The organism is Methylobacterium fujisawaense (genome assembly GCF_039619325.1).
Classification (GTDB): Bacteria; Pseudomonadota; Alphaproteobacteria; order Rhizobiales; family Beijerinckiaceae; genus Methylobacterium; species Methylobacterium fujisawaense.
In genome coordinates, this window is record NZ_CP155000.1 from 4,703,770 (window position 1) to 4,730,236 (window position 26,467).

General features: G+C 71.2%; 26 protein-coding genes. 18 read left to right on the plus strand and 8 right to left on the minus strand.

The genetic code is table 11. The annotated features are described in order from the left end of the window. Nucleotides 1-2: 2 nt before the first annotated feature. Nucleotides 3-1,208, minus strand: a complete 1,206-nt coding sequence (locus ABC766_RS22320; RefSeq protein WP_043761359.1) for an amino acid aminotransferase — start codon at nucleotides 1,206-1,208, stop codon at nucleotides 3-5. A gap of 202 nt (nucleotides 1,209-1,410) precedes the next feature. Between ABC766_RS22320 and ABC766_RS22325 the strand changes: the two genes are divergently transcribed. The 3 genes from ABC766_RS22325 (at nucleotide 1,411) to ABC766_RS22335 (ending at nucleotide 4,012) form a co-directional block, all read left to right on the plus strand. Then, a complete protein-coding gene (locus ABC766_RS22325) occupies nucleotides 1,411-2,547 on the plus strand; it encodes a branched-chain amino acid ABC transporter substrate-binding protein (RefSeq protein WP_345819521.1) in 1,137 nt (378 codons plus the stop codon). 224 nt (nucleotides 2,548-2,771) lie between these two features. Continuing rightward, nucleotides 2,772-3,047 carry a translation initiation factor IF-1 gene (infA, locus tag ABC766_RS22330; protein ID WP_012320343.1) on the plus strand — a complete coding sequence of 92 codons (276 nt, stop codon included), beginning with the start codon at nucleotides 2,772-2,774 and terminating at the stop codon, nucleotides 3,045-3,047. Beyond that, nucleotides 3,044-4,012, plus strand: a complete 969-nt coding sequence (locus tag ABC766_RS22335) for a DMT family transporter (RefSeq protein ID WP_051976076.1) — start codon at nucleotides 3,044-3,046, stop codon at nucleotides 4,010-4,012. The genes infA and ABC766_RS22335 overlap by 4 nt, the downstream gene beginning before the upstream one ends. Here ABC766_RS22335 and ABC766_RS22340 read toward each other — a convergent pair. Further along, nucleotides 3,982-4,284, minus strand: coding sequence for a hypothetical protein (locus ABC766_RS22340; RefSeq protein WP_043382873.1), 303 nt, complete (start codon nucleotides 4,282-4,284; stop codon nucleotides 3,982-3,984). The genes ABC766_RS22335 and ABC766_RS22340 overlap by 31 nt on opposite strands. 159 nt (nucleotides 4,285-4,443) lie before the next feature. Between ABC766_RS22340 and ABC766_RS22345 the strand changes: the two genes are divergently transcribed. Next, nucleotides 4,444-5,049, plus strand: a complete 606-nt coding sequence (locus tag ABC766_RS22345; RefSeq protein WP_345819522.1) for a sulfite oxidase-like oxidoreductase — start codon at nucleotides 4,444-4,446, stop codon at nucleotides 5,047-5,049. After that, nucleotides 5,024-5,773 (plus strand): FAD-binding oxidoreductase, encoded by a 750-nt coding sequence (locus tag ABC766_RS22350; RefSeq protein WP_287090659.1) that lies wholly within the window; start codon nucleotides 5,024-5,026, stop codon nucleotides 5,771-5,773. Before ABC766_RS22345 ends, ABC766_RS22350 begins: the two co-directional genes overlap by 26 nt. A gap of 132 nt (nucleotides 5,774-5,905) precedes the next feature. On the opposite strand, the gene ABC766_RS22355 is transcribed toward ABC766_RS22350, so the two are convergent. Then, on the minus strand, nucleotides 5,906-7,003 hold the full coding sequence (locus tag ABC766_RS22355) for a calcium:proton antiporter (protein ID WP_043346728.1): 1,098 nt from the start codon (nucleotides 7,001-7,003) through the stop codon (nucleotides 5,906-5,908). A 338-nt stretch (nucleotides 7,004-7,341) separates the two neighbouring features. On the opposite strand from ABC766_RS22355, the gene ABC766_RS22360 reads away from it, so the two are divergent. After that, a complete protein-coding gene (locus ABC766_RS22360) occupies nucleotides 7,342-9,093 on the plus strand; it encodes a DEAD/DEAH box helicase (protein ID WP_043382876.1) in 1,752 nt (583 codons plus the stop codon). A 53-nt stretch (nucleotides 9,094-9,146) separates the two neighbouring features. On the opposite strand, the gene ABC766_RS22365 is transcribed toward ABC766_RS22360, so the two are convergent. Beyond that, the gene (locus ABC766_RS22365) at nucleotides 9,147-10,034 is read right to left on the minus strand and encodes a hypothetical protein (RefSeq protein ID WP_043382878.1); all 888 of its coding nucleotides are present in this window, start codon (nucleotides 10,032-10,034) and stop codon (nucleotides 9,147-9,149) included. 277 nt (nucleotides 10,035-10,311) lie between these two features. Between ABC766_RS22365 and ABC766_RS22370 the strand changes: the two genes are divergently transcribed. From ABC766_RS22370 to ABC766_RS22400, 7 genes are all read left to right on the plus strand, one after another. Beyond that, complete coding sequence (locus ABC766_RS22370) at nucleotides 10,312-11,793, plus strand: ATP-binding protein (RefSeq protein ID WP_345822821.1); 1,482 nt, start codon at nucleotides 10,312-10,314, stop codon at nucleotides 11,791-11,793. After that, entirely contained in the window at nucleotides 11,790-12,464 is a 675-nt protein-coding gene (locus ABC766_RS22375; protein WP_043346723.1) for a response regulator, read from the plus strand. Before ABC766_RS22370 ends, ABC766_RS22375 begins: the two co-directional genes overlap by 4 nt. Before the next feature lie 3 nt (nucleotides 12,465-12,467). Continuing rightward, nucleotides 12,468-13,166, plus strand: coding sequence for a TenA family protein (locus ABC766_RS22380; protein WP_345819523.1), 699 nt, complete (start codon nucleotides 12,468-12,470; stop codon nucleotides 13,164-13,166). Nucleotides 13,167-13,182: 16 nt separating this feature from the next. After that, nucleotides 13,183-13,992 (plus strand): DJ-1/PfpI family protein, encoded by an 810-nt coding sequence (locus tag ABC766_RS22385; protein ID WP_345819524.1) that lies wholly within the window; start codon nucleotides 13,183-13,185, stop codon nucleotides 13,990-13,992. A gap of 114 nt (nucleotides 13,993-14,106) precedes the next feature. Continuing rightward, the gene (locus ABC766_RS22390) at nucleotides 14,107-14,568 is read left to right on the plus strand and encodes a TerB family tellurite resistance protein (protein ID WP_043346719.1); all 462 of its coding nucleotides are present in this window, start codon (nucleotides 14,107-14,109) and stop codon (nucleotides 14,566-14,568) included. Between the two features lie 15 nt (nucleotides 14,569-14,583). Then, nucleotides 14,584-14,988: a CidA/LrgA family protein gene (locus tag ABC766_RS22395; RefSeq protein WP_043346716.1), complete on the plus strand. Its 405-nt coding sequence runs from the start codon at nucleotides 14,584-14,586 to the stop codon at nucleotides 14,986-14,988. Nucleotides 14,989-14,991: 3 nt separating this feature from the next. Beyond that, on the plus strand, nucleotides 14,992-15,708 hold the full coding sequence (locus ABC766_RS22400; RefSeq protein WP_043346714.1) for an LrgB family protein: 717 nt from the start codon (nucleotides 14,992-14,994) through the stop codon (nucleotides 15,706-15,708). A gap of 4 nt (nucleotides 15,709-15,712) precedes the next feature. On the opposite strand, the gene ABC766_RS22405 is transcribed toward ABC766_RS22400, so the two are convergent. Then, nucleotides 15,713-16,810, minus strand: a complete 1,098-nt coding sequence (locus ABC766_RS22405) for an NAD(P)/FAD-dependent oxidoreductase (protein WP_345819525.1) — start codon at nucleotides 16,808-16,810, stop codon at nucleotides 15,713-15,715. A 302-nt stretch (nucleotides 16,811-17,112) separates the two neighbouring features. On the opposite strand from ABC766_RS22405, the gene ABC766_RS22410 reads away from it, so the two are divergent. Beyond that, nucleotides 17,113-17,520, plus strand: coding sequence for a MucR family transcriptional regulator (locus ABC766_RS22410; RefSeq protein ID WP_043346732.1), 408 nt, complete (start codon nucleotides 17,113-17,115; stop codon nucleotides 17,518-17,520). A gap of 39 nt (nucleotides 17,521-17,559) precedes the next feature. Here ABC766_RS22410 and ABC766_RS22415 read toward each other — a convergent pair whose 3' ends face one another. From ABC766_RS22415 to ABC766_RS22425, 3 genes are all read right to left on the minus strand, one after another. Beyond that, nucleotides 17,560-20,232 (minus strand): MGH1-like glycoside hydrolase domain-containing protein, encoded by a 2,673-nt coding sequence (locus ABC766_RS22415; protein ID WP_345819526.1) that lies wholly within the window; start codon nucleotides 20,230-20,232, stop codon nucleotides 17,560-17,562. 103 nt (nucleotides 20,233-20,335) lie between these two features. Further along, on the minus strand, nucleotides 20,336-21,118 hold the full coding sequence (locus ABC766_RS22420; protein WP_043346708.1) for a fumarylacetoacetate hydrolase family protein: 783 nt from the start codon (nucleotides 21,116-21,118) through the stop codon (nucleotides 20,336-20,338). 109 nt (nucleotides 21,119-21,227) lie between these two features. Next, nucleotides 21,228-21,893, minus strand: coding sequence for an HAD-IA family hydrolase (locus ABC766_RS22425; RefSeq protein ID WP_345819527.1), 666 nt, complete (start codon nucleotides 21,891-21,893; stop codon nucleotides 21,228-21,230). Nucleotides 21,894-22,103: 210 nt separating this feature from the next. Here ABC766_RS22425 and trpA point away from each other — a divergent pair, with 210 nt between their 5' ends. From trpA to ABC766_RS22445, 4 genes are all read left to right on the plus strand, one after another. Next, on the plus strand, nucleotides 22,104-22,943 hold the full coding sequence (trpA, locus tag ABC766_RS22430) for a tryptophan synthase subunit alpha (RefSeq protein ID WP_043346703.1): 840 nt from the start codon (nucleotides 22,104-22,106) through the stop codon (nucleotides 22,941-22,943). Between the two features lie 80 nt (nucleotides 22,944-23,023). Further along, nucleotides 23,024-23,920, plus strand: coding sequence for an acetyl-CoA carboxylase, carboxyltransferase subunit beta (accD, locus tag ABC766_RS22435; protein WP_043346702.1), 897 nt, complete (start codon nucleotides 23,024-23,026; stop codon nucleotides 23,918-23,920). A gap of 7 nt (nucleotides 23,921-23,927) precedes the next feature. Continuing rightward, entirely contained in the window at nucleotides 23,928-25,253 is a 1,326-nt protein-coding gene (locus ABC766_RS22440) for a bifunctional folylpolyglutamate synthase/dihydrofolate synthase (protein WP_043346700.1), read from the plus strand. 233 nt (nucleotides 25,254-25,486) lie between these two features. Beyond that, on the plus strand, nucleotides 25,487-26,386 hold the full coding sequence (locus tag ABC766_RS22445; RefSeq protein ID WP_043346698.1) for an outer membrane protein: 900 nt from the start codon (nucleotides 25,487-25,489) through the stop codon (nucleotides 26,384-26,386). The last annotated feature ends 81 nt before the right edge of the window (nucleotides 26,387-26,467 follow it).

The following is a 26,467-nucleotide window of genomic DNA, read 5'->3' on the forward strand; positions in this document are numbered from 1 at the left end:
GTTCAGCCCTTCACCACCGCGTCGATCGCATCGATGACGTGGTCGATGTTGTGGGTGTTGACCGCGGCCACGCAGATCCGGCCCGTCTCTAGGGCGTAGACCTCGTGCTCCTCGCGCAGGCGGGTGGCCTCCGCGGGGCTGAGACCCGTGTAGGAGAACATGCCCTTCTGCGTCTTGATGGCGTCGAAGCCGCGCTCGGGGTGGCGCTGCTGCAGGCTGTCGGCCATCCGCTCACGCATGGCGCGGATCCGGTCCCGCATCTCGCCGAGCTCCCGCTCCCAGTCGGCGCGCAGCTCCGGATCGGTGAGCACGATCTCGACGATCGCGGCGCCGTGGGTGTGCGGGTTCGAGTAGCTCGCCCGGACGAGGCGCTTGGCGAAGGACTCGACCTTGGCCTTCGCGGCCGGATTCTCGGCCACGATGGTGAGCGCGCCGACGCGCTCACCGTAGAGCGAGAACGACTTCGAGAACGAGGAGGCGACGAGGAACTCCTGGCCCGACTCGGCGAAGAGGCGCACCGGCTCGGCATCGGCATCGAGGCCGTTGCCGAAGCCCTGATAGGCGATGTCGAGGAACGGGATCAGGCCGCGCTCCGCCATCAGGGGCACGAGGTCGCGCCACTCGTCGAGGCTGAGATCGGCGCCGGTCGGGTTGTGGCAGCAGGCGTGCAGCACCACGATCGACCCCTTCGGCAGATCCTGGAGATAGGCCTTCATGGCCGGATAGTCGGCGCCGCCGGTCTCGGCCGAGAAGTAGGGATAGTCGACCACGGTGAAGCCGGCCTGGGTGAACAGGGCCTTGTGGTTCTCCCAGCTCGGGTTGCTCACCGCCACGGTGGCGTTCGGGAAGAGCTTGGCCAGCACGTCCGCGCCGGTCTTCAGGGCGCCGGTGCCGCCGATGCTCTGGAGCGTCGCCGCCCGGTTCTGGGACAGGATCGGCGCGCCCTTCCCGAACAGCAGCTCCTGGACCGCGTCGCGGAACGGCTTGGTGCCCTCGATCGGACGATAGGTCTTCGGCAGGCCCTTCTCGATCCAGCGCTTCTCGGCGGTCTGCACGGCGCGCAGGCGCGGCACCTTGCCGTCCGCATCCGTGTACACGCCGACGACGAGGTTGAGCTTCTTCGGGCTCGGGTCGGCGTTGAAGGCCTCGAACAGGCGCATGATCGGGTCGAGCGGCGCGTCCTGGATGCCGGCGAACAGCGAGGTCATGATCGTCAATCGTCCCAGAGGGTCTCGGCCGGCGACGCGTGGAGGGGCGCCGGCACGCCCGGCGACGGGCCGGGCCGACGCCCTTATTCCGCACATCGCGCCCGCCCGCCAGCGCTTCTGCGCGCATCAGCGTCCCGATCCGTTCAACGATCCGGTGACGCTGCTCTTCCGGATGGGGCTCCGACGGCCCTAGAGTGCCGCCATGATGCGTCGCCTCTTCCCGATCCTCGCCGGTCTCCTCGCGGCTAGCCCGGCCGTCGCGCAGGCTCCGGTCCGGATCGGGCTTTCGGCCCCGCTGACCGGGCCGGACGCCGCCTTCGGCCAGGGGCTCCGGCAGGGGGCCGAGCAGGCGGTGGCCGATCTCAATCGCGCCGCCGGCGGGCGCCCGCGCTGGGTCCTGGTCCCCGCCGACGACGGCGGCGAGGCCCGGCAGGCCGCCGCGAACGCCAGGAAGTTCGCCGCCGACGGCGTGCGCCTCGTGGTCGGGCCGCTCGAATCCGGGGCGGTCGCGGCCGCGGCGCCCGTCTACGAGGAGGCGGGGGCCGTCATGGTGGCGCCCGCGGCGGCCTACGGGCCGCTCACCGGCCGGGGCCTGTGGAACCTGTTCCGCCTGGGCCCGAGCGACGCCCAGCAGGGCCGGGCGGCCGGAGCCTACCTGGCGAAGGCCTTCGCGGGGCGCCGGGTCGGGATCCTCAGCGACCGCTCCACCTTCGGCCGGGGCCTCGCCGACGCGGTGGCGGCGCGTCTGAAGGAGGCCGGCACGCCGGAGGTGCTGTTCGACGGCTTCGCCCGGGGCAGCCGCGATCTCTCGGACCTCGTCGCCCGGCTGAGGGCGGCGCGGCTCGATGCGGTGTATTTCGGCGGGCTCGCGCCCGATGCCGCCACCCTGCTCCGCGCTTTGCGCGCGGCCGGCCTCGGCACGACCCTGGTGGCGAGCGATGGCATCCTCGACCCGAGCTTCGCCGCGGCGGCCGGCGCAGACGGGGACGGGACCGTGATGACCCTGGCGTCCGATCCACCGCGCCTGCCCGAACCGCGCGGCGCCCGCCCGGCGCCGCGGAGTCCCGAGGCCGAGAGCGTCGCGGCCGGGGCCTACGCGGCCGTGGAGCTCCTGACCCAGGCGACCGAGCGCGCCCGGGCGGCCGATCCGAAGACCGGCCGCATCGCCGACGGCCGCAAGGTGGCCGAGGCCCTGCGGGCGGGGCCGTCGCGGACGCTGCTCGGATCGGTGGCCTTCGATGCCCGGGGCGACCGCTCCGCAGCGCCGATCGCCCTCCGGATCTGGCGCCGGACCGCGGATGGGCGCCTCGACTATGCCGGCAACGACGTGGAGCCCTGAAAGCCGGCGATGAAAACCGGCGAAACGTGTCGATGACGGAACGGGTTCGGCGTCCGTGACTTGCGGCGGGTTCCCGCGGGGACTACATGCGGGCGGTGCTGCTGAGCTGGCGCGGGCGGTCCACCGGATCGGATCCGCGCCCTGCGGCGTTTCCCGAGCTCGATGACAGCTGAACACGCATTGCCGGAACGCCTGCTGCCGGACGGTCCGACTGGAGAAGGTGCATGGCGAAAGAAGAATTGATGCAGTTCGACGGTCTCGTGATCGAGATCCTGCCGGACGCGCGCTACCGCGTGCAGCTCGACCAGGGCCACGAGATCGTGGCCTACACGGCCGGCAAGATGAAGAAGAACCGCATCAAGACGCTGGCCGGCGACCGGGTCACGGTCGAGATGTCGCCCTACGACCTTGAGAAGGGGCGCCTCGTGTTCCGCCACAAGGACGAGCGCTCGTCCGGCCCCCGTCCGCCCGTGCGGGGCGGCCAGTTCCGCCGCCGGTGAGGATCCGGGGCGCGAGCCGGGCTTCCCCGGCCGCGTCCGCCTACCTGCTGCTGACCGTCACGGCGCTCCTCTGGGCCGGCAACGCCGTCACCAGCCGCTGGGCGCCCGGCCACGTCTCGCCCCAGGTCATCACGACGCTTCGCTGGGCGGTCGCCTGCCTGGTCCTCATGCCCTTGGCCGGCACCCGCCTCCTGGCTGCTTGGCCGGAGCTTCGGCCCCACTGGCTGCGCATCCTGCTGATGGGCGGCTTGGGCTACACGGCCTTCAACTGTCTGTTCTATGCGGCCGGCGTTCATACCGGCGCGATCAACCTCGCCCTGTTCCAGGGGGCGATCCCGGTCCTGGTGATCGTGCTGAACCGGCTCGCCTACCGGGTGCCGGTCACGCCTGGGCAGGTGCTCGGCGTCGTTCTGACGCTGATCGGCGCGGGGCTCGCCGCCACCCATGGCGACTGGTCGGTGCTCACGAACCTCGCCTTCAACCGCGGCGACGTGCTCGTCTTCGCGGCCTGCCTGCTCTACGCGGGCTACACGGTCGTCCTGCCGACGCGCCCGAAGGTGCCGGCGCTCGTGTTCTTCGCCGCGATGGCTATCGCGGCGTTCGTCACATCCCTGCCGCCCCTGGCCGTCGAGTGGGCGACGGGGCACGCCGTCTGGCCCAACCGCGCGGGCTGGATCATGGTCGCCTTCGTCGGCCTCGGGCCGTCGCTTCTGGCGCAGCTCTTCTTCATGCGCGGCGTCGAGCAGATCGGCCCGAATCGCGCCGGCCTGTTCGTCAACCTCGTGCCGATCTTCGGCGCGATCCTCGCCGTCCTGCTGGTCGGCGAGCCGTTCGGGGCGACGCAAGCGCTCGCCCTGGCCCTGGTGTTGGCCGGGATCGCCTGCGCCGAGCGCCTGAAACCGGCGCTCGCCGCGGAGGCGACTCCGGAAGCCGCCTATTCGCAGACGCGGACGCGGCGGATGTAGACGTCGCCGTAGGGATCGATGGTCCGGCGGCGCTCGAAGTGGCAGACCGGGCCGTAATCCTCCTCGACGTAGACCGGCGGCGGGGCGCGGTAGACCGGGCGGCCCGGATAGTAGCCGTTGTTGGCCGACGCGATGGCGCCGCCGACCGCCAGGCCGCCGAGCACGCCGAGGGCGGCCGCGCCGCCGGCACCGATACCGTCGCGGGCCTGGGCGGCCGGTGCGAGGGTGGCGAGGCTCCCGACGACCAGGCTCGTCGCGAGAAGGTACTTCATGACATCCCCCTGAAAGCAGGCGATTCGCGCCGATCGATCGGCACAGTCCTGCTAGCACACCCGAGCTTTGGGGCGTTTGTTCGGCCGCACATGCCGGCTTGACGCGAGGTGCTCCGCCGCACCAAACCCGGGGGGAGAGCGAGAGGGGCGGCGACCGGCATGGTGACACGGGGCTTCGTCGGACGCAGGCAGCCGCCGGAAACGGGCGCGCGCCTGCCGCCGGGTCAGTATCTCACCGACGATTTCCCGATCCTCCAGATCGGCCCCAACCCGACCGTTGACCTGTCCACCTGGACGTTCACGCTGCGCGCGGGATCGCGGCCGATCAAGGCGTGGAGCTGGGCGGAATTCGAGGCCCTGCCTCGCACCACCTGGAAGGGCGACATCCACTGCGTCACCAAGTGGTCGAAGTTTGACACGACCTGGGAAGGCGTCAGCTTCGACGACCTGCTGGCGGATGCCGGGATCGAGGCGCCGACGAACTTCCTGCTCGCGGAATCCCACGACGACTACACCACGAACGTGCCGGTGGCCGACCTCGTGGGCGGCCGCGCCCTTGTGGCGACGCGCTACGAGGGCCAGCCGATTCATCCCGATCACGGCGGCCCGGCGCGGCTCTTCGTGCCGCACCTCTACTTCTGGAAGAGTGCCAAATGGGTGAAGGGCCTGCGCTTCACCCAGGTGGACACGGCCGGCTTCTGGGAGCTGCGCGGCTACCACATGTACGGGGATCCATGGCGTGAGCAGCGCTACATCGGTGATTGAGTCGGTGATCGAGCCCGTTGTCTTCCGCTGGCACGAGGCGGAGATCACCGCGCTCTCGCCGGTCACGCCGCACGTGAGGAGCGTCCGTCTGCGCTGCCGCCTCGCCGAGGCTTACCGGGCCGGGCAGCACGTCGATGTCCGCCTCACCGCCGAGGACGGCTACCAGGCGCAGCGCAGCTACTCCATCGCCTCGGCCCAGGACGGCAGCGGCACACTGGAGCTGATGATCGAGGCCCTGCCGGACGGCGAAGTCTCGGGCTGGTTCTCGCACTTGGCCGAAGTCGGCGACCGGGTCGAGCTGCGCGGGCCGATCGGCGGCTCGTTCTCCTGGGACGGCCCGGATGGCGGGCCGCTGCTCCTGGGCGGCGGCGGGTCGGGCGTGGTGCCGCTCCTGGCGATGCTGCGGCGGCGGGCGCAGGGCTGGCGGCAGATCCCGGCGGCGCTGATCTACTCGGCCCGCACCCGGGCGGAGGCCATCGCGGTGGCCGAGCTGGAGCGGCTCGCGGAAGCCGATCCCAACTTCTCCCTGCATCTTGCGACGACGCGCGAGCCCGGCGGCAAGCGGATCGACGCGCCCCTCGTCGCCGATGCCCTCGCGCGGATCGGGGCGCCCGGGAAGGTCTTCCTCTGCGGCTCCAACCGGTTCGTGGCCGCAGCCTCGGACCTGATCCTGGCGGAGGGCGTCGCGCCGGGCCTGATCCGCACCGAGCGCTTCGGCGCTTGAGCCCCGGGGCCCCGCGCCGGCATGGCGGGCGAAGGCGGAGTCGATCGGGTCCCCGTCTTCAGGACCTGACGAATCCCGCCACGGATTGCGCAGAGGAAAGGCCGTCGGTGACGAACCCGATTCCCGCGAGGATCACGGGCTGAAGATCAGCACGAGGTAGACGAAGAACAGCACGAGATGCACCGCGCCCTCCAGCACGGTGGTGCGCGAACCCGAGAAGGTCTGCGCGCTGAGGATCAGCGTGACGGCGAGGAGGGTCATCTCGGTGGGCTTGAGGCCGAGCACCACGGTCTGGCCGGTTAGCAGCCCGATGGTCAGGATCGCTGGCACGGTGAGGCCCACCGTCGAGGTGGCCGCGCCGAGGCACAGATTGATCGCCCGCTGGAGTTCGTTGCGGGCCACCGCCTTCAACGCCGAGATTCCCTCCGGGGTGAAGACGATGGCGGCGATCAGCACGCCGCCCAGCGCCGAGGGCGCGCCGAGGGCCGCGATGCCGTGGTCGAGGATCACCGCGAGGCTCTTGGCGAGAATCACGATCGGCAGGACATTGGCGAGCAGCAGCCCGATATGCTTGGCGATGCCGCCCCCCGAGATCGAGTCGGCGCCGTGGGGCGCCTCGGCGCTCTCGCGGGCTTCCGCATCGATGAAGAAGTCGCTGTGGCGGCCAGTCTGGATCAGCAGAAACACGCCGTAGAGCGCGAGGGTGAACACCGAGAACGTCACCGCCTGCAGGATCGTCAGGGTGCCGTCGCTGGTGGAGCTGGTGAAGTTCGGGATGATCAGCGCGATGGTGGTGAGCGGGATGATCACCGACAGGAAGGCCGAGGCGCCCTGAAGGTTGTAGCGCTGCTGGTGATGGCGCAGGCCGCCGACCAGGAGGCCCAGCCCGACCACGCCGTTCAGCACGATCATCAGGACCGCGAACATCGTATCGCGCCCCAGCGTCGGCGCGTCCTTGGCCGACAGCATCACGGCGGAGATCAGCGCCACCTCGATGATGACGATCGAGAGGGTCAGCACCAGGGTGCCCAGGGGCTCGCCCAGCCGGTGGGCCAGTTCCTCGGCCTCGTGCACCACCCCGAAGGCCGCCCAGACGATCACCGCCAGCAGCCACGCGAACAGCCCGCCGGCGAAGAGCGGCCGCGACAGGTCTCCGAGCCAGTCCTTGCCGAACCACGCGAAGGCCAGAACCGTCGCCCAGGCTACCGCCACCCGCAGGGCTGCCATCATGATGAACGTGTACTCCGGTCGGGGCGCGTCGCGGCTGCGACAGGCGAAACTTGACCGTGCCTTAGCAGGTCGCCGCACCAGAGTCGGCCCTTCGTCCCGGCTTCGCACCGCTCGCAAGGACGCGGTCCACGGCAAGTCGTCCGGTGGAAGGTTCGAGCACCCCGCAACCGGCGCGTCCCGGATTGAGCGCCTGCAACCGCCCCATGCTGCGGCGGGAGTGGTCAGGCGGCTCGCGACGCGTTACCGTCTCGGCACCCGAATAAAGTCCGGCGCCTGATTCCCCCGCCGCGCGATGGCGCGCTGCCGGGCGCGGCACGGCCGTTGAGAGTTTCCGAAGCTTGCCTTTCCCGACCCTGCCCGCCCCCCTCGCGCGGGCCCTGAGCGACCGCGGCTATGCCGATCCGACCCCGGTCCAGGCCGCCGTGCTTGAGGCCGCCGCCGGCTCCCGCGACCTCCTCGTCTCGGCCCAGACCGGCTCCGGCAAGACCGTGGCCTACGGCCTCGCCATGGCCAGTATCCTGATCGGGGAGGCCGACCAGCTGCCGCCCCCGGCGGCGCCTCTGGCCCTCGTGATCGCCCCGACCCGGGAACTCGCCCTGCAGGTGCAGCGCGAGCTGTCCTGGCTGTACGGGCCCGCCGGCGGCCGCGTCGCGGCCTGCGTCGGCGGCATGGACCCGCGCCGTGAAAGCCGGATGCTGGCGGAGGGCACCCACATCGTGGTGGGCACGCCGGGGCGCCTGCGCGATCACCTCGAGCGCCGCAACCTCGACCCGACGGCCCTGCGGGCCGTGGTCCTCGACGAGGCCGACGAGATGCTCGATCTCGGCTTCCGGGAGGATATCGAGTTCATCCTCTCGGCGACGCCGCCGGAGCGGGCCACCTACCTGTTCTCCGCGACCCTGCCGAAGGCGATCGAGACGCTGGCCGAGCGCTACCAGCACGGCGCGCTCCGTCTGGCGATCAAGGGCGAAACCAAGGGACATGCCGACATCGCCTACCGGGCGGTGCGGATCATGCCGCGGGAGACCGAGCACGTCGTGCTCAACCTCCTGCGCGAGGCCGATGCCGCGACCGCGATCGTCTTCTGCAACACCCGCAACGCCGTCCGCCATCTCCAGGCCAGCCTGACCGAGCGGGGTTTCTCCGTGGTGGCGCTGTCGGGCGAACTCGGCCAGGGCGAGCGCAATGCCGCGCTCCAGGCCCTGCGCGACGGCCGCGCCCGGGTCTGCGTCGCCACCGACGTGGCCGCCCGCGGCATCGACCTGCCGTCCCTGAGCCTCGTCATCCACGCGGACCTGCCGCACGATGCCGAGGTGCTCCAGCACCGCAGCGGCCGTACCGGTCGCGCCGGCCGCAAAGGCACCTCGGTGCTGCTCATCCCCAATTCCCGGCGACGCCGCGCCGAGCAGATGTTCGCCATCGCCAAGGTGAGCCCCGAATGGTCGGGGCCGCCCTCGGCCGACGAGATCCGGCGCCTCGACGGCGAGCGCATGCTCTCGGATCCGCTCTTCGCCGAGCCGCCCGCCGAGGAGGATGTCGCGCTCGCCGAGACGCTGCTCGCCGGCAAGAGCCCGGAGGAACTGGCTGCCCTGCTGGCCCGCGTCTACCGCACCCGCCTGCCGGCTCCCGAAGAGGTCAGCGATCCCGGAGAGGGCCGCGCCCCCCGGGGCGAGCGGCCGCCCTACGACCCGATGGATCCGGAGCGGATCGCCGCCATGGGGCCGGCCGTCTGGTTCCGCCTCAACCTCGGCCGCCGCGACAACGCCGACCCGCGCCGTCTGCTGCCGATGCTGACCCGGCGGGGCGGCATCGGGCGCCAGGAGATCGGTGCGATCCGGATCTTCGACCGCGAGACCAAGTTCGAGGTGCGGGGCAACGCGGCGGCACGCTTTGCCGAAGCGTTCGCCCGGAACGGCTCGCCGGATATCCAGGTCGAGGCGCTGGTGGGCGATGCGGGGCCGGATGAGCGCAGGGACCGACCGGGTGGTCCGAAGGGTTTTGCGAGCCCGCGCGCCGGGAAGCACCAGCGCAAGGTGGATCGCACCGGGCCGAAGAGCGATAAGGCCGGGCGCCATTCCGGACGGGCCTGAGCGCCGGATCGGAAGACTTGTCCGGCCCCCATGCGCGGGGCCGGAGCCGCGGGTCAGAACACGTTCTTTACGGCGTTGCCGAGAGCGTCGACGCTTTCCTTCAGCTTCCGACCGGCCGGTGCGAGGGACGGGAGCTTGATCCCGAGCACCTCGGTGTCCTCCGCCTCGGCGGGTTCTGCCTGAGCCACGGTCGCGGGCGCAGTGCCGGTGGCCTTCTCGGCCGCCCGCGCCGGCGCAGGCGCCTTGCGGGTCGCCACCGCCTTCGAGGCGGGCTTCTCGGGGCGCTCGATCTTCTGGGCGCGCTCGACCTTCTCGGCGCGCTCGACCGGCGCCGGGCGCTCGGTCCGCTCGGTCGCGGGAGCCGGATTCGGCACGGCCGGTTCAACGAGTTCGCGGGCCCGGACCGTCTCGGACGCGCGGGGCGTCTGGAGCGATGCCGTGCGGGTCGACGCCAGCGGCGCGACCTCCCGCGTGGCCGCCACCGGCATAACGGGGGTCGGGACCGGGATGCGCTGCGTCGGCGGGACCGGTGCCGCGGCGACCTTGGCGGGCTGTGAGGCGGCCGAGGGCGGGGCGGCGGGGGCCTTCGCGGGCGTCACGATGGGCGAGAAGGCCTCGGGCAGCGCGACCATCCGCAGGGCCGGCGCCTCGGGCTTGGCGGGCACCGCCGCCGCCGGCGCTGCCTGGACGGAGCCCTTGATCACGGGCAGCCCGTCCTTCAGCTCTGGCCAATCGGCGGCCTGCTTGGACGCGACGATCCGCACCGGCGTCGGCGCCGCGAGGCCGGCCATCACCGTCGAGGCGGCAACGCCGAAGCCCACCAGCGCGCCCGCGCCGGCTACGCCGAACAGCACGACCTTGAGGTTCAGCGACGGCCCGGGCTTGGCCGACGGCCTCCGGTCGGGCCGGGTCTCGGACGGGTCGAGGTTGAGATCGATCATGGTCCGGGGTCTCTGACTCGATACACGCCGCGCGCGACCGGGCTCCCCATGACCGGCCGCCACTCTTCGAGGATTCGAAGCTGGTTCGACTCTGTTGGCGATAGAGAAGCTGCAATACGGCGCAATGATGTCGGCCCGAATTGCCAGCCCAGCCAGTCGTGACCCGGCTATCCACAACATAACGCGCCGCCGCTTAAGAATCGGTATTCGGACCGCCCGTGCCGAAGCGTGCGTCGGGGTCCGCGCGGCCATGGCCCGGTCGGCCGCGGGGCGCGGCATGGACTTCGCCGGCACGGTCGCTATGCGTCACGGCGTGAATACGAGCCCGACCCTGACCCCGAGATCCGCGGTACCCGCCGCGCCGAAGAGACCCCGCCCCGGCCTTTGGCCCTGGTCCGGCTGGTCGACGCGCGCGCGGCTCGTCGCGGTGGTGCTGCTCATCGATGCCTTCGCGGCTTTGATCTCCTGCGCGGTCATCGTGCTGAACGCCCGGTCGGCGGTGCGCGTCGAGACCCGCGCCTCCCTCGCCACCGTCGAGTCGCTGGTGGCCGACACGATCCGCCTGTCCGACACGGCCTCCCCCGACACGCTGCTCCAGACGCTCGACCTCCGCTTCAAGGTCCTGCGGCATGTCCGGGTCGCGGTGCTCGATGCGGATGGCGACCAGATCGGCCGGCCGTTGCCGCCGACCCGCGCGGACCGGGAGGCACCCCACTGGTTCGCCGACCTGATCATGCCGCCGATCGAGCGCCACGCCCTGCCGATCGTCGTCGACGGGCGTCGGCTCGGGACGGCGCAGATCACCACGCAGCCGATGGACGAGATCGACGAGATCTGGGGCTATGCCCGTGCGCTCTCGCTGACCACCCTGGCGATCAACGCCGCGATGCTGATCGCCCTCTACATCGCCCTGGGCCGGATCCTCGCGCCGCTGCGGCGGCTCGGCGCCGGCCTGACCCAGCTGGAGCATCACGACTACACGGCTCGCCTGGAGCCGCCCGGTGCCCGGGAGCTGGCGGTGATCGCCGAGCGGTTCAACAAGGTCGCCGAGGCCCTGGGCGAGGTCCGGGCCGCCAACGGCCGCCTCAACCGCCAGCTTCTGACCGCCCAGGACGACGAGCGCCGCCGGACAGCCCTGGAGCTGCACGACGAGTTCGGCCCCTGCCTGTTCGCTCTGGAGGCCAACGCCGCCTCGATCGGCCGTATCGCCTCCGGCTCCGCCGAGCCCAGCCGCGAGAAGCTCGCCGCCCGGGCGGCCGAGATCAGCGCCATCGTCGGCCAGGTCCAGACGGTCAACCGGGAGCTTCTGAACCGCCTGCGGCCGCACGGACTCGGGCAGGCGCCGCTCGCGACCTGCCTGGACCTGCTCCTGCGCGGCTTCGGGCAGCGCCACCCCGGCCTCGGTTTCGTGGGCCGGTTCGACGGTCTGGCCAAGGGCTACGGCGACCTCGTGGACCTCACGGTGTTCCGCTGCGTGCAGGAGAGCGCCACCAACGCCGTGCGGCACGGCGCCGCGACCCGGGTGGAGGCCGAGGCGACCGAGGCCGAGGGCCGGCTCGACCTCACCATCCGCGACAACGGCACCGGAATCCCCCCGGAACACGGCACCGGGCTCGGTCTGTCGGGGATGCGCGAGCGCGTGGAGGCCCTCGGCGGCACCTTCGCCCTTGACAATGCCGGCCCCGGGGCGATCGTCCGGATCATGATCCCCGTTCCGCCTGACCGGGGCGACGAGACCAGCACCGCGCCGAGCGCATGAACGCCATCGCATCCCAGATCGACGCCGCCGCCACGCGCCTGCCGGTTCTCGTCATCGATGATCACCCCATCGTCCTGCAGGGCTGTCGACGCGTCCTGGAGGATTCCGGCGTGGAGACCATCGCGGAGGCGACCACCGTCGTCGGCGGCTACCGGATCTTCCACCGGCTCCGTCCGCCGGTGGTGATCTGCGACCTGACCTTCCAGGGCAGCGGCATGGCCGGCCTCGGCCTGATCCGGCGCATCCGGGCGGTGGCGCCCGAGACGCGCATCCTCGTCTTCAGCATGCACAACGACCCGGTGATCGTCGCCCGCGCCCTCGAGGCGGGGGCCCTCGGCTACGTCCTCAAGGATCACGCCTCCGCCGAGCTGTTCGAGGCCTTCGCCAAGGTGCGTATCGGCGAGGTCTACCTCGACCGGCGGCTGGCCACCGAGGTGGCGATGCTGCGCGCCGACGCCCGCCGCGCGCCGGAATCGCAGCTGACCCCCCGCGAGCAGCAGATCCTGGCGCGCCTCGCCCAGGGCCGCTCCTACGGCGCCATCGCGGCCGACCTGTCGGTGAGCTACAAGACCGTGACGAATGCCTGCTCGCAGATGCGCCAGAAGCTCGGCGTGCGCACCCTCGCCGAGCTGATCCACGTCGCCGTCACCCACGCGCAGCGGCAGGGCTAGGGCGTGGCGTCTCTCGGACTGGCCGAGGCGGGCGCGCCGGTCTCGTTCTCGCAGGAGGCCTGGGCGCGCAACGCCGCCGCCTACGAGACCATCCGGTCGATGCCGTTCAATGCCGAGCTCGCCGCCGGCACGCTGCCGCAGGGTCGGTTCCGGCACTACATCGTGCAGGACGCGCACTACCTGATCGGCTTCGGCCGGGCGCTGAGCCTCGCCGCCGCGAAGGCGCCGGATCCCGACGCGATCGTGCAGTTCTCCCGGGCCGCGCAGGAAGCGATCGTCGTCGAGCGCGCGCTCCATGGCGGCTTCTTCCGCGACTACGGCATCGGCCCGGAGACCTTCGCGGCCACGCCCCTGACGCCGGCCTGCGATCATTACGTCTGCTACCTGCTCGCCACCGCCTATGCCGAGCCCTTCGCGGTGGTCTGTGCCGCGCTGCTGCCCTGCTTCTGGATCTACAAGGTGGTGGGCGACGACATCTTCGCCCGCGCCGCGCCCGGCAACCCGTACCGCGCCTGGATCGACACCTACGCAGGGGCTGACTTTGCCGAGGCGGTGGCGGCCATGATCGCCGCCACGGATCGGGCCGCGCGGGACGCGTCGGCGGCCGAGCGCGCGCGGATGCATCAGGCCTTCACGCAGGCCACCCGGCTGGAATGGCAGTTCTGGGACAGCGTCTACCGCGACGCGGCCTGGTCCCTGTGACCGGCCCGGCGCGCCCGTGACCGCGCCGGAGGCTCGCCGCCGGGATCTCGTCGCCGCGGCACTCGCCGCCGCCCTGGTCTGGCCGCTCCGTCCGGCGCAGGCCGCCGGTTCCGCAGACGCGCCGGACCCGATTTCGCCGGAGCCGATCCCGGCGGACCGCCCCGTCCGGATCGCCATGCTGCTCTATCCGGGCCTGACCGCCCTCGATCTCGTGGGCCCGCAGACCTTCCTGGCCGGCCTCGCTCCGGGCAGCCTCCACCTCGTCGGTGCGGAGACCGGCCCCGTCACGAGCGATACCGGCCTCGCCCTGGTGGCGACCCACAGCTTCGCGACCTGCCCGGCGGATCTCGACGTCCTGTTCGTGCCCGGAGGCGACGGCACGCCCGCCCAGATGGGCCATGCGGCGCTCCTCGCCTTCCTGCGCGACCGCGCCGCCCGGGCCGGCTGGGTCGTCAGCGTCTGCACCGGATCGCTGATCCTGGGGGCAGCCGGCCTCCTGCGGGGCTACCGCGCGACGTCGCACTGGAGCGTGCGCGACGCGGTGCTGCCGCTCCTCGGCGCCGAACCGGTGGCGGAGCGCGTCGTGTTCGACCGCAACCGCGTCACCGCGGCCGGGGTCTCGGCGGGGCTCGACCTCGGGCTGGCGCTCGCCGCCCGCCTGCGCGGCGCCGACTACGCCCGCACCGCGCAGCTCGTCGCCGAATACGCTCCGGCGCCGCCGTTCCGGGCCGGCACACCGGCGGAGGCCGGTCCGGCCGTGGTCCGGGCCGCCGAGGCGATTCTCGCGCCGCTGGTGACGGGGGCCGAGGCCGTGGCGCGCCGTTGAGGGCCGTGCCGGCGATGCAACTTCGCCACGGTCGGGCGCCACGTGCGGCGCCGTGCTTGACGGGGCGACGCCGGGGACCGAACTGTTGCGGTGCACGATCCCCCCGGAGCCGCCATGTCCCTGATCGCACGCCTGCGCGCCTACGCGGCCGAGGCTCTCGGCGTCGGCAACCCCGAGACCGTGGACGAGACACATCTCGCGGCCACCGCGCTCCTCGTCCACGTCGCCCGCGTCGACGGCATTCTGGCGCCCGCCGAGAGCGAGCGCCTGTCGCGCCTCGTCCAGGGTCATTACGCAGACGGGCCGGATGCGGCACGGGCCCTGATCGAGCGGGCCGCCGCCATGGACTCGGAGGTGCGCGACGTGGCGAGCCTCGTGGAGATGATCCCCCACGAGGCCGACCGGGCCGAGCGCGAAGAGCTGCTGACCATGGCGTGGTCGGTCGCGGCGGCGGACGGCAACGTCGACGAGTTCGAGGAGGCGCTGGTCGAGCGCCTCGGCCGCCTGCTCGGCTTCGACGAGGCCGCCATCTCGGCCGCCCGGCGGAGCGGTCAGCAGGGTGTCGCGGCCGCCTAGCCCTCGCGTCCCGCCATGATCGCCAGTCTGGCGCTGATCCTGCTCGCCCAGCTGCTGGGCGAGGTCCTGGCGCGCGGCGCGGGCGTGCCGGTGCCCGGGCCGGTGATCGGCATGGGCTTGATGTTCGCGTTCCTGCTGCTGCGCGACAGCGCGGGGCTCGGCCTGTCGCGCTTCCTGCCGAAGCCGCTCACCGATGGGACGCTCGAAACGACGGCGCGCGGCCTGCTGATGAACCTGTCGCTCCTGTTCGTTCCGGCGGGGGTCGGCGTCGTCGGCCGCCTCGACCTGCTGCGGGCCCAGGGTGCCAAGCTCGCCCTCGTGCTGATCGTCTCGACGGCGCTGTCGCTGCTGGTGACCGTCCTGGTCTTCCGTGCCGTGGCCGCCCGGGTCGAACGGCGTCGACCCGACGGAGAGCCCTGACGCATGGGCGGCGATTTCTCGCTCTGGGTCTATCTCGCCAAGACGCCGCTCCTGTGGCTGACGGTGACGCTGACCGCCTACGTCCTGGCGGACCGGATCGCCGCGGCCACGGGCCGGCACCCGATCGCCAACCCCGTGCTCATCACCGTGGCCCTGGTCGGTGCGGTCCTGGCCATCACGGGCACGCCCTACGGGACCTATTTCGAGGGCGCGCAATTCGTCCACTTCCTGCTCGGGCCCGCCACCGTGGTTCTGGCCATGCCCCTCTACGAGCGGCGTGCCACGGTCCTGCGCGCCCTCGCGCCGATGCTCGCGGCCCTCGCCGCCGGCTCGGCCACCACGCTCGCCGTGGTCATCGCCCTCGCGCGGCTCCTCGACATCCCGCAGCCGGTCCTCGTCTCGCTGGCCCCGAAATCCGTGACGTCGGGCGTGGCGATGGGTATCGCGGAAGCGCTGGGCGGCGATCCGACGCTCACGGCCATCCTGGTGATCCTCACCGGCATCATCGGGGCGATCCTGGTCACGCCGATGATGAACCTCCTGCGCATCCGCGACATGCGCGCCCGCGGCTTCGCGGCCGGGCTCGCGGCCCACGGCATCGGGACGGCGCGCGCCTTCCAGGTCAGCGAGGTGGCCGGGACCTTCGCGGGCATCGCCATGGGGCTCAACGCCTTCGTGACGGCGATCCTCGCCCCCCTGGCGCTGCACCTGCTGTTCTGAGGCCTCAGGCGTCCAGACGGTCGGCCACCGCCTCGGCGAGCGACAGGCTGGAGGTCAGCCCCGGGCTCTCGATCCCGAACAAGTGCACGATCCCGGGCAATCCGTGCTCCGCCGGGCCGTCGATCCGGAAGTCGGCCGCCGCCTCGCCCGGCCCCGTCAGCTTGGGGCGCAGGCCTGCATAGTCCGGATACAGCGCCCCGTCCGCCAGACCGGGCCAGTACCGCCGGATCGCGCCGTAGAAGGCCTCGGCGCGCCGGGGATCGACCCGGTAATCGAACCCGTCCACCCATTCCACGTCGGGCCCGAAGCGGGTGCGGCCGGCGAGGTCGAGGGTCAGGTGGATGCCGAGGCCGCCGTCGATCCGCGGCGCCGGGTAGATCAGCCGCGAGAAGGCCGGCTTGCCGGTGCAGCCGAAGTAGTTGCCGCGGGCGAGACGCAGCCTCGGGACGCGCTCGGCCGGGTAGCCCTCCGTGCGGGCGGCCAGGGCCGGGGCGCCGAAGCTCGCGGCATTGACCACAGCGTCGAAGGCCATCGTCCCCGGCTCGGCACCGCCGAACGCGGCCTGCCATTGCCCGTCCCGCTGCGTCAGGCCCTCCACCGGGGTGCGCAGGGCGAGGGCGCCGCCGTGGTCCTCGATCTCGCCGAGCAGGGCGAGCATCAGCGCATGGCTGTCCACGATGCCGGTGCGCGGCGAATGCAGCGCCACCGTGCAGGTGAGATTGGGCTCCAGGCGCCGGGCCGTATCGCCGTCGAGCAGCTCCAGGCCCGCCACGCCGTTGGCCTCGCCCTGCCGGCGGATCGCCGCGATGGTCTCGGCCTCGGCATCGTCGAACGCGACGATCAGCTTGCCGCAGGCGCGATGCGGGACACCATGACTCGCGCAAAAGTTGTATAGTCGATGCGAGCCCGCGACGCAGTGATGCGCGCGTTCCGAGCCGCTTGGATAGTACATGCCCGCATGGATCACCTCCGAGCTTCGGGCCGACACGCCGGTTCCGAAGGCCTCCTCGGCTTCCGCCACCACGATGGCGTGTCCGCGCAGCGCGAGCGCCCGCCCGATGGCGAGACCGACGACGCCGGCTCCGACGATCAGGACCTCCATGTTTTCGGGCTCTCCATCGCGCCCCGACGGGCAGGTGAGTCTTCAATACCGCACTTCAATCGGAACCACGACGCGTCCGTTGATTCGTCATTGACCCTAAATCTCAATCCTAAGTAGAAATATCGGCGTCACAAATGCGCGTCTCGGTTGTGGTGACGGTGATCTGGCGCATAATGGGTCATTCACCGCCTCCGGCCGGGGCCGAAACCGTCTCACGAACATAGATCCGGCCGTCGGCGGCGAAGCATCCGACGGAAGCCACGAGAGCCACAACCGAACAACGTCGAACCGAGGTGATGACCATGCCGACGACATCGCCGAGCGTCGAACTCGCCGCAAAGATCCTGAGCGCCTACGTCACGCGCAACAGCGTCCCGGCGGGAACGCTCCCCGACCTGCTCTCCGAGGTTCACCGCTCCATCACCGCCCTGGACCAGCCGGTCGAGCCGCAGGTGAAGCGCCCGACCGAAGCACAGATCCGCGCCTCGATCCGGCCGGACACGCTCATCAGCTTCGAGGACGGCAAGCCCTACAAGGCCCTGCGGCGGCATCTGACGATGCGCGGCCTCACGCCGGAGGCCTACAGGGCCAAGTGGGGCCTGCCGGTCGATTACCCGCTGGTCTCGGCGGTCTACAGCGCTCGCCGCTCGACGATCTCCCGCCAGATCGGGCAGGGGCAGCGCCTGCGGATGCAGCAGGCCGCGGAATAGCCGGCGCGATCCCTCGCCGGTGCCGGCGAGGGGCGACCGTCACGTCCAGTCCGGGGCCGGGACCTCGGCGCCCGCGGTCGCCACCTCCTGGATCAGCAGGGCCACGAGCCCCGACCATCCGGTCTGGTGCGCGGCGCCGACCCCGCGACCCGTGTCGCCGTGGTAATATTCGTAGAACAGGACCAGATCGCGGAAATGCGGATCCTCCTGTTCGATCCGGCTGTCCCCGTAGACGGGCCGTCGCCCGTCCGGGCCGCGGGTCGAGAGTCCGATCAGACGCCGTGACAGGTGGGCGGCGATCTCGCGCAGCGAATAGGTCCGTCCGGAACCGGTCGGTGCCTCGACCCGGAAATCCGGGCCGTAATAGTCGTGGAAGCGGTTCAACCCGGCGATCAGCAGGTAATTGACCGGCATCCAGACCGGGCCCCGCCAGTTCGAGTTGCCGCCGAACAGGCGCGAGCGCGACTCCGCCGGCTCGTAGGCGAGGCCCAGGTCGCTGCCGTTCCAGGCGAAGCAGAACGGCGCGTCCGCATAGACGCGGGAGACGGCCCGCAACCCGTGCTTCGAGAGGAACTCGTTCGGATCGAGGGCGCGCTGCAGCAATGCCTTCAGCCGGTGCCCGCGCAGCAGCGACAGCAGCGCGGTCTGGCCCTCGCCGGGTTCGTTCCAGCGCGAGACCAGGGTCGCGAGGTCTGGGCGGTTCTTCAGGAAGAACAGCATCCGGTCGCGCAGCGATGGAAGCCGCTCCAGATCGCAGGCATTGATGACCGCCACCGCGAAGATCGGGATCAGACCGACCATGGTCCGGGCCCGGATCGGGAGGCGCTGTCCGTCACGGGTCTCGATCACGTCGTAGAAGAACCCGTCCGGCTCGTCCCAGACGCCGGCGCCGGTGGCAGCCGCAATGAGCAGGAAGTGCTCGAAGAACTTCTCGGCCATGTCCTCGTAGGTCGGGTCCTCGAGGGCCAGCTCGATGGCGATCCGCATCAGGTTGAGAGCGTAGGTCGCCATCCAGGCCGTCGCGTCGGACTGGGTCAGCGAGGCGCCGTCGCCCACCGGCTTCGACCGGTCGAAGATGCCGATGTTGTCGAGGCCGAGGAAGCCGCCCTGGAACAGGTTGCGGTCGTCGGAATCCTTGCGATTCACCCACCACGTGAAGTTCAGGGTGAGCTTGTTGAAGATCCGCTTCAGGAAGGCGTGGTCCGGCGTGCCGGTCAGCGCCCGGTCCAGCTCGAAGACCCGCCAGGCGGCCAGCGCGTGGACCGGCGGATTGGCGTCTCCGAAGCCCCATTCGTAGGCCGGCAGCGCGGCGTTCGGATGGGTGTAGGCCTCGTCGACCAGGAGCAGGAGCTGGTTCTTCGCGAAATCGGGATCGATCAGCCCGAACACGATGGCCTGGAGGGCCAGATCCCAGGAGGCGAACCACGGATACTCCCAGGCATCCGGCATCGAGATGATGTCGTTGGCCCGCAGATGGGCCCAGTCGCTGTTGCGGCCGTGCCGCCGCTCCGGCGCCGGTGCGGGCTGCGCCGGGTCGCCGGTGAGCCATTCGCGCACGTCGTAGTGGTAGAGCTGCTTCGACCAGAGCATGCCGGCGAGGGCCTGCCGTTGCACGAGCCGCATCTCGGGATCGGCGATCGGCGCCTGAAGCGCCCCGTAGAAGTCGTCGGCCTCCGCCTCCCGGTCGGCGAAGACGGCGTCGAAATCCGCGAAGGGCTCGCCCGGCGCGGTCTCGGGGCGCAGGCGCAGGCGCAGGATCCGCGTCTCCCCGGGGCCGAGATGGAGATCGTAGCGGGCGGCGCACTTGGTGCCCGACAGGGCGTTGGCGGCGGCCCGGTTTCCGCCCGCGACGCACCGGTCGATCCCGTCCTTGTAGAAGCCCTCGGCCGAACCGGTGCCGAACAGCCGATGCGTGTTCGTCTCGTTCTCGGTGAACAGCAACTCGCCCGCGCCCTCGGCGAAGAAGCGCAGGCCCGGCATCTCGGGGTGGCGCGCCCAGACCGAGCCATCCGAACCGGCCATCAGCTCCGGCTTCTGGACGCCCTGCTTCCAGGACCATGTGTTGCGGGCCCAGAGCTGAGGCAGAAGCGTCAGGTCGGCGGGGTCCGGACCGCGATTGGTGGCGGTGACCCGCATCAGGATGTCGTCCGGAGACGCCTTGGCGTAGGCGATCGCGACGTCGAAATAGCGGCCGGCGTCGAACAGGCCGGTGTCGAGGAGCTCGTATTCCGGGTCGTCGAGACCGCGCCGCGCATTCTCCTCGACCAGCCGCTCATACGGAAAGGCCGCCTGCGGGTACTTGTACAGCATCCGCATGAAGGCGTGGGTCGGGATACCGTCGAGGTAATAGTAGAGTTCCTTGACGTCCTCGCCGTGGTTGCCTTCCTGATTGGTCAGGCCGAACAGGCGTTCCTTGAGGATCGGGTCCCGCCCGTTCCACAGGGCGAGGGACAGGCACCAGTTCAGATGCCGGTCGCCGAAGCCGCCGATCCCGTCCTCGCCCCAGCGGTAGGCGCGGGATCGGGCGTGGTCGTGGGGCAGGTAGTCCCAGGCGTCGCCGCCCGGGCTATAATCCTCCCGCACGGTGCCCCATTGCCGGTCGCTGAGATACGGCCCCCAGCGGCGCCAGGCCGGGTCGGAGCGGGCCTCTACGAGACGGCGTCCCTCGGCGGTCTCGAAGAGGTTGCGCGGCACGCCGTTGGGCTTGGTCATAGGCTCGCTGCTCCTGCCCCCGCGGTCGCATCAACCGATAGTGCCGCGCCGCCGGCAGAGAAAGTCCGGGCCCGCGCCGCGGCCCGATCCGCGCGGGATCGAGTCACACGATGCGGATCGACAGGTCCGGCAGGCCCTCGATCGAGCCCGCGAGGATGTCTCCCCGCACCACCGGCCCGACATTCTCGGGCGTGCCGGAATAGACGATGTCGCCGGCCTTGAGCTCGAAGGCCTTCGACAGTTCGGCGATCTGCTCGGCCACCGACCAGATCATGTCCGACAGGTCCGCGTCCTGCCGGAGCGTGCCGTTGACGGAAAGCCGGATGCGCCCGCGCCCCGGATGCCCGACCCGTGCGACGGGCAGGATCGGCGTGATCGGCGCGGCGTGGTCGAAGCTCTTGCCGATCTCCCAGGGCTTCTTCTGGTTGCCCATGCCGCGCTGGAGGTCCCGGCGGGTCATGTCGAGGCCGGTGGCGTAGCCGTAGACGTGATCGAGCGCCTGCCCGACCGGGATGTCTCGGCCGCCCGATTTCAGCACGGCGACCAGCTCGATCTCGTGGTGATAGTTCTGCGTCAGCGACGGATAGGGATGGTCGGCGAGGCCGTTCGCGACCACCTGCACGGCGTCTGCGGGCTTCTGGAAGAAGAACGGCGGCTCGCGGGACGGGTCGGAGCCCATCTCACGGGCATGGGCCGCGTAGTTGCGGCCGATGCAGTAGATCCGCCGGACCGGGAAGACCTGCGCCTCCCCAAGGATCGGAATGGTGACCTGCGGCAGCGCGAACAGCGTGCCCGGCTGCGCCTCCCCTGCAGCGGCCTGACCGAGGGTCCCGGCACCGCCCACGGCGACCGCCCCGAGCACGTGACGCCTGTTGATCGTGGCCATGACCTTCGTCCCTCTGCCCGGCTGCGTGCTGCCGCGGACCGCACAATTCGGTCGGCGATACGACGGGGCTGCCCCGGCCGCCAGCGGATGCGGGCCTGGTCGGGGATCCTCAGCCGGCCCGTGTCACCCGGATCCCGCTCCGGTCTGCCGCGACGCGTAGCCGGGTGTAGTCCGCGATCGCGGGATGGCCGGTCCTCACCGGCTCGTGATGGGTCGCGGTGACCACCACGATGCCTGCGCCCGCGGCTTCGGCCGCCCGGATGCCGGCCGGGGCGTCCTCGAAGACAAGGCACTCCGACGCCGCGGCACCGAGACGTTCGGCCCCCAGCAGGAAGCAATCCGGCGCGGGCTTGCCCTGCGCCACGTCCTCGGCGGCGACCAGGAGGTCGGGGACCGGCATGCCGGCCGCCGCGAGCCGGCGCTCGGCGAGCCGCCTGGGCGCCGATGTGACGATCGCCCAGCGCTCGCGCGGCAGCGCCTCCAGGAACGACCGCGCGCCCGGGATCGCGATGATGTCGCCGACATCCTCCATCTCGGCCTCGGTGATCGCGGCGGCCTCGGCTTCGGGATCGACGCCGGGCAGGTTCAGCCGCCGGATCGTCTCCACCGAGCGCACCCCGTGGATCGTCGGCAGGAAGGCGGCCACGTCGAGGCCGTGCGCCTCGGCCCAGCGCGACCAGATCCGCTCCGCCGACGCAATCGAGCTGATGATCGTCCCGTCCATGTCGAACAGGAGCGCGGCCAGGGGACGTGTCGGGAAAAATGTCTCGGGCATGGGGGACCGCTAGGCCGCCGCCGCCGCCCCGGCAACCGACCCGCGCGCATGGCCGCGTCACGCGGGCTGGCGAGCCTCCGGGGCCGACTCGGCGCGCGAGCGGCGCGCTGTCGCGGGAGCCCGGCCCGCTTCACGGGCCGATGCCTTTGGTGTAGCGCGGGTGCAACCCCGGGCCGTCGGCGGCCCTGCAACCGCGAATATCATCCGACCATGCCGAGCCGCATCGACGCCACCTTTGCCCGCGCCCGCGCGGAGAACCGGTCCGTCCTCGTCACCTACGTGATGTCGGGCGATCCCGATCCCGAGACCTCGCTGGAGGTGCTGTCGGCGCTCCCGGGCGCCGGCGCCGACATCCTGGAATTCGGCCTGCCGTTCACCGACCCGATGGCGGACGGCCCGGCGATCCAGGCCGCCGGCCTGCGGGCCCTGAAGGCGGGCCAGACGGTCGCGGGCACCCTCGACCTCGTGCGCCGCTTCCGCGCCGGCAACGACACCACGCCGATCGTGCTGATGGGCTACTACAACCCGATCCACACCTACGGCGTCGACCGCTTCCTCGACGACGCGGTGGCGGCCGGCGTCGACGGGCTCATCGTCGTCGATCTCCCGCCCGAGGAGGATTCCGAGCTGTGCCTGCCGGCCCTCGGCAAGGGCCTCGCCTTCATCCGGCTCGCCACGCCCACCACCGACGAGCGGCGCCTGCCGGCGGTCCTCGCGAACACGGCGGGCTTCGTCTACTACGTGTCCATCACCGGCATCACCGGCACGGCGACACCGGATTTCGGCAAGGTCTCCGAGGCGGTCGCCCGCATCCGCCGCCACACCGAGCTGCCCGTGGTCGTCGGCTTCGGCGTCAGGACCGGCGCCCATGCGACGGCGATCGCCAAGGGCGCGGACGGCGTCGTGGTCGGCTCCGCCCTCGTGGACGCCCTGGTGCGCTCCCTCGACGGCGAGGGCCGGCCTCAGGCCGGAAGCGTTGCGGCGGTGACGGAGCTGGTGCGGGAACTCGCCGCGGGCGTGCGGGCGGCGGGCGTCGGACGGGCCGCCTGACGGCCGGATCGGGGACCCCTGGCGGCGGCGTGCGCCGCACCTGATATCTGCGCGGGCTTGAAGCGGACGGACGCAAGTCGATGGTCGAACCGATGAACTGGATCTCGGAGGTGGTGCGCCCCCGGATCAAGACCCTGTTCAAGCGCGAGACGCCCGAGAATCTCTGGGTCAAGTGCCCGGATACGGGGCAAATGGTGTTCCACAAGGAGGTGGAGGCCAACCACTGGGTCATTCCCGGCTCCGAGCATCACCTGAAGATGGGCGCCCAGGCGCGCCTGAAGATGATGTTCGACGAGGGCACCTGGATCGACGTGGCGCTGCCGGAGGTCGCCACGGACCCGCTGAAGTTCCGCGACGAGAAGCGTTACGTTGACCGGCTCAAGGAAGCCCGGGCCAAGACCGGCCTGCAGGATGCGTTCAAGATCGGGTTCGGCCGGGTCGGCGGCCTGCCGATGACGCTCGCGGCGCAGGAATTCGGCTTCATGGCGGGCTCCCTCGGCATGGCGGCGGGCGAGGCCTTCGTGCGCGGCGCCGAGACGGCGCTGGAGAAGCGCACGCCCTACGTGCTGTTCGCGGCGTCGGGCGGTGCGCGGATGCAGGAGGGAATTCTGTCCCTGATGCAGATGCCGCGGACCACGGTGGCGGTGCGCCGGCTCAACGCGGCGCGGCTCCCCTACATCGTGGTGCTGACGAACCCGACCACCGGCGGCGTCACCGCCTCCTACGCCATGCTGGGCGACGTCCACCTCGCCGAGCCGGGCGCCCTGATCTGCTTCGCGGGACCGCGGGTGATCGAGCAGACCATCCGGGAGAAGCTGCCGGACGGCTTCCAGCGGGCGGAGTACCTGCGCGAGCACGGCATGGTCGATCAGGTGGTCCACCGGCACCAGCTCAAGGAAACGATCACGCGTCTCTGCAGCCTCCTGACCCAAGCGCCCCAGGCCGCCGCGCCGGCGGCACCCTCCGAGGCGGCCTGACCCGGCGATGGCCTCGTCCGATGCCCTGATGGCGCGCTTCCTGGCGCTCCACCCCCGCACCATCGACCTGTCCCTGGGCCGGATCGAGCGGCTGCTCGCGCGGCTCAACCATCCCGAGCGCCGCCTGCCGCCGGTGATCCACGTCGCCGGGACCAACGGCAAGGGCTCGACCATCGCGTTCATGCGGTCGATCCTGGAAGCCGGCGGGCTGGCTGCGCATGTCTACACCTCGCCGCACCTCGTCCGTTTCCACGAACGGATACGCATCGGCGGGATCGGCGGCGGCCACTTCGTGGACGAGGATCGTCTCGCCGACGCGTTCGCCCGCTGCGAGACGGCCAATGCCGGCGAGCCGATCACGATGTTCGAGATCACCACGGCCGCGGCCTTCCTGCTGTTCTCCGAGAGCCCGGCCGACGTGCTGCTCCTGGAGGTCGGCCTCGGCGGCCGGCTCGACGCCACCAACGTGATCGACCGGCCGGCCTGTGCGGTGGTCACGCCGATCGGCCGCGACCACGCCGAGTATCTCGGCGACACGGTCGAATCGGTCGCGACCGAGAAGGCCGGGATCTTCAAGCGCGGCTGCCCGGCGGTGATCGCCGCCCAGGATTACGCCGAGGCCGATGCCGTCCTCTGCCGGCGTGCGGAAGCCGTCGGCGCCGGGCCGGTGTTCGTCGGCAACCAAGACTTCTCCGTGCACGAGGAACGCGGCCGCCTCGTCTATCAGGACGAGACCGACCTGTTCGATCTGCCGCGGCCGCGCCTCGCCGGGCGCCACCAGCTGGTCAATGCCGGCACGGCGATCACCGCGCTGCGCGCCGCCGGATTCGGCGATATCGGCACGGCGGCCCTGGAGCGGGGCCTCACCGAGGTCGATTGGCCGGGGCGTCTGCAGCGTCTCGGCCGCGGCCGTCTGGCCGCCCAGCTCGATCCCGGCACCGAGCTGTGGCTCGATGGCGGCCACAACATCGACGGCGGCCGGATCCTCGCGGCCGCCATGGCGGATCTCGGCGAGAAGAGCGACGTGCCGCTCGTCCTCGTGGTCGGCCTCCTCGGCACGAAGGACGCCGACGGGTTCCTGCGCAATTTCGTCGGACTGGCCCGCGCCCTCGTGGCCGTCCCGATCACCGGGACCATGGCCGCGCGCCCGGCCGAAGAGGTCGCGCGGATCGGCGAGGAGGTGGGTCTCTCCACCTACGCGGCGCCGAGCATCGAGGCAGCCCTCGCCCTGGTGCGGGACATCGCCTTCGAGCGCCCCCCGCGAATCCTGATCTGCGGATCCCTCTACTTGGCCGGCATGGTTCTCGCCGCCAACGACACGCCGCCGGTCTGAGTCGTCTCCAGTGCGGCCGACCTGCGCGCGGCCGCCGTATCAAGTGGCGGGAACGCCGGACATCTGTGAAGTCCGGATTTTGCATTCGAAAATCCGTCGAATCGCCGCAATCGCGCGGATGGAAACCCGTCCACGGCCACGCTTTCCTCCCGCTGTGGCAGCTAAGCTACATCCTCCCGGGGCTCGATCGCATAATTTCATCGGCGATCGGGCTTATGCTGGGGATCACAGTAATGAAGAAGCTTCTCACGTCTCTCGCGGCTTTCACCGCACTCACCGCTGCCGCTTCGGCCGCCGACCTTCCGCGCCGCGCTGCGCCGCCGCCGGTGTTCACGCCCGTTCCGGTGTTCACCTGGACCGGTGCCTACTTCGGTATCAACGCCGGCTACGCGTTCGACGCCAGCAGCAACTCGACCCGCGGCTTCGTGCAGACGCCCGGCAACCCGGTCGCTCTCGTCCCGGGCGGTCTCGTTCCCTACCAGGCCCTGCTGCCGAACGGCTCGTCGCTGATCTACAGCAACGACAGCCGCGAAGGTTTCTCGGGCGGTGGCCAGATCGGCTACAACTGGCAGCTGACCCCGGGCTCCGGCGCCGTGATCGGCTTCGAGGCTGACGCCCAGTACCTCGACTTCGGCCGTCGCGCTCGCTTCGCCACCAACGCCGTGGCGATCAACCCGGGCTTCATCCCGGTCAACGGCACGCTCAACACCATCGACTTCTTCGGCACCGTCCGCGGTCGTCTCGGTTGGGCCTTCGACCGGACCCTGGTGTACGCCACCGGCGGTTTCGCCTACGCCACCGGCACGGATGACGGCGCTCGCGTCGGCCTGCAGAACTTCGCTGGCCGCCGGAACGACTTCAAGACCGGCTGGACCGTCGGCGGCGGTGTCGAGTACGCCCTGCCCACCGACTCGTTCCTGAACTTCTTCCGCTCCTCGGCCGTCACGCTGAAGGTCGAAGGTCTGTACGTGAACCTCGACAACAACAACGGCCGCGCCCAGGCGCCGCTGGTTGGTGCTGCGATCTCCCCGGTCGGCCTCGTGCCGGTGTACTCGCTCTCCGGCATCAGCCGGAACGAGAACGCCTTCGCCGTCGTCCGCGCCGGCCTGAACTACAAGTTCGGCTCGTACTAAGACCTGATACCGGATCCCGGGCTCGACCCCGGGATCCACCAATAATCTTGGGCTCGAAACCGAGAAAGCCCGGCCTCGCGG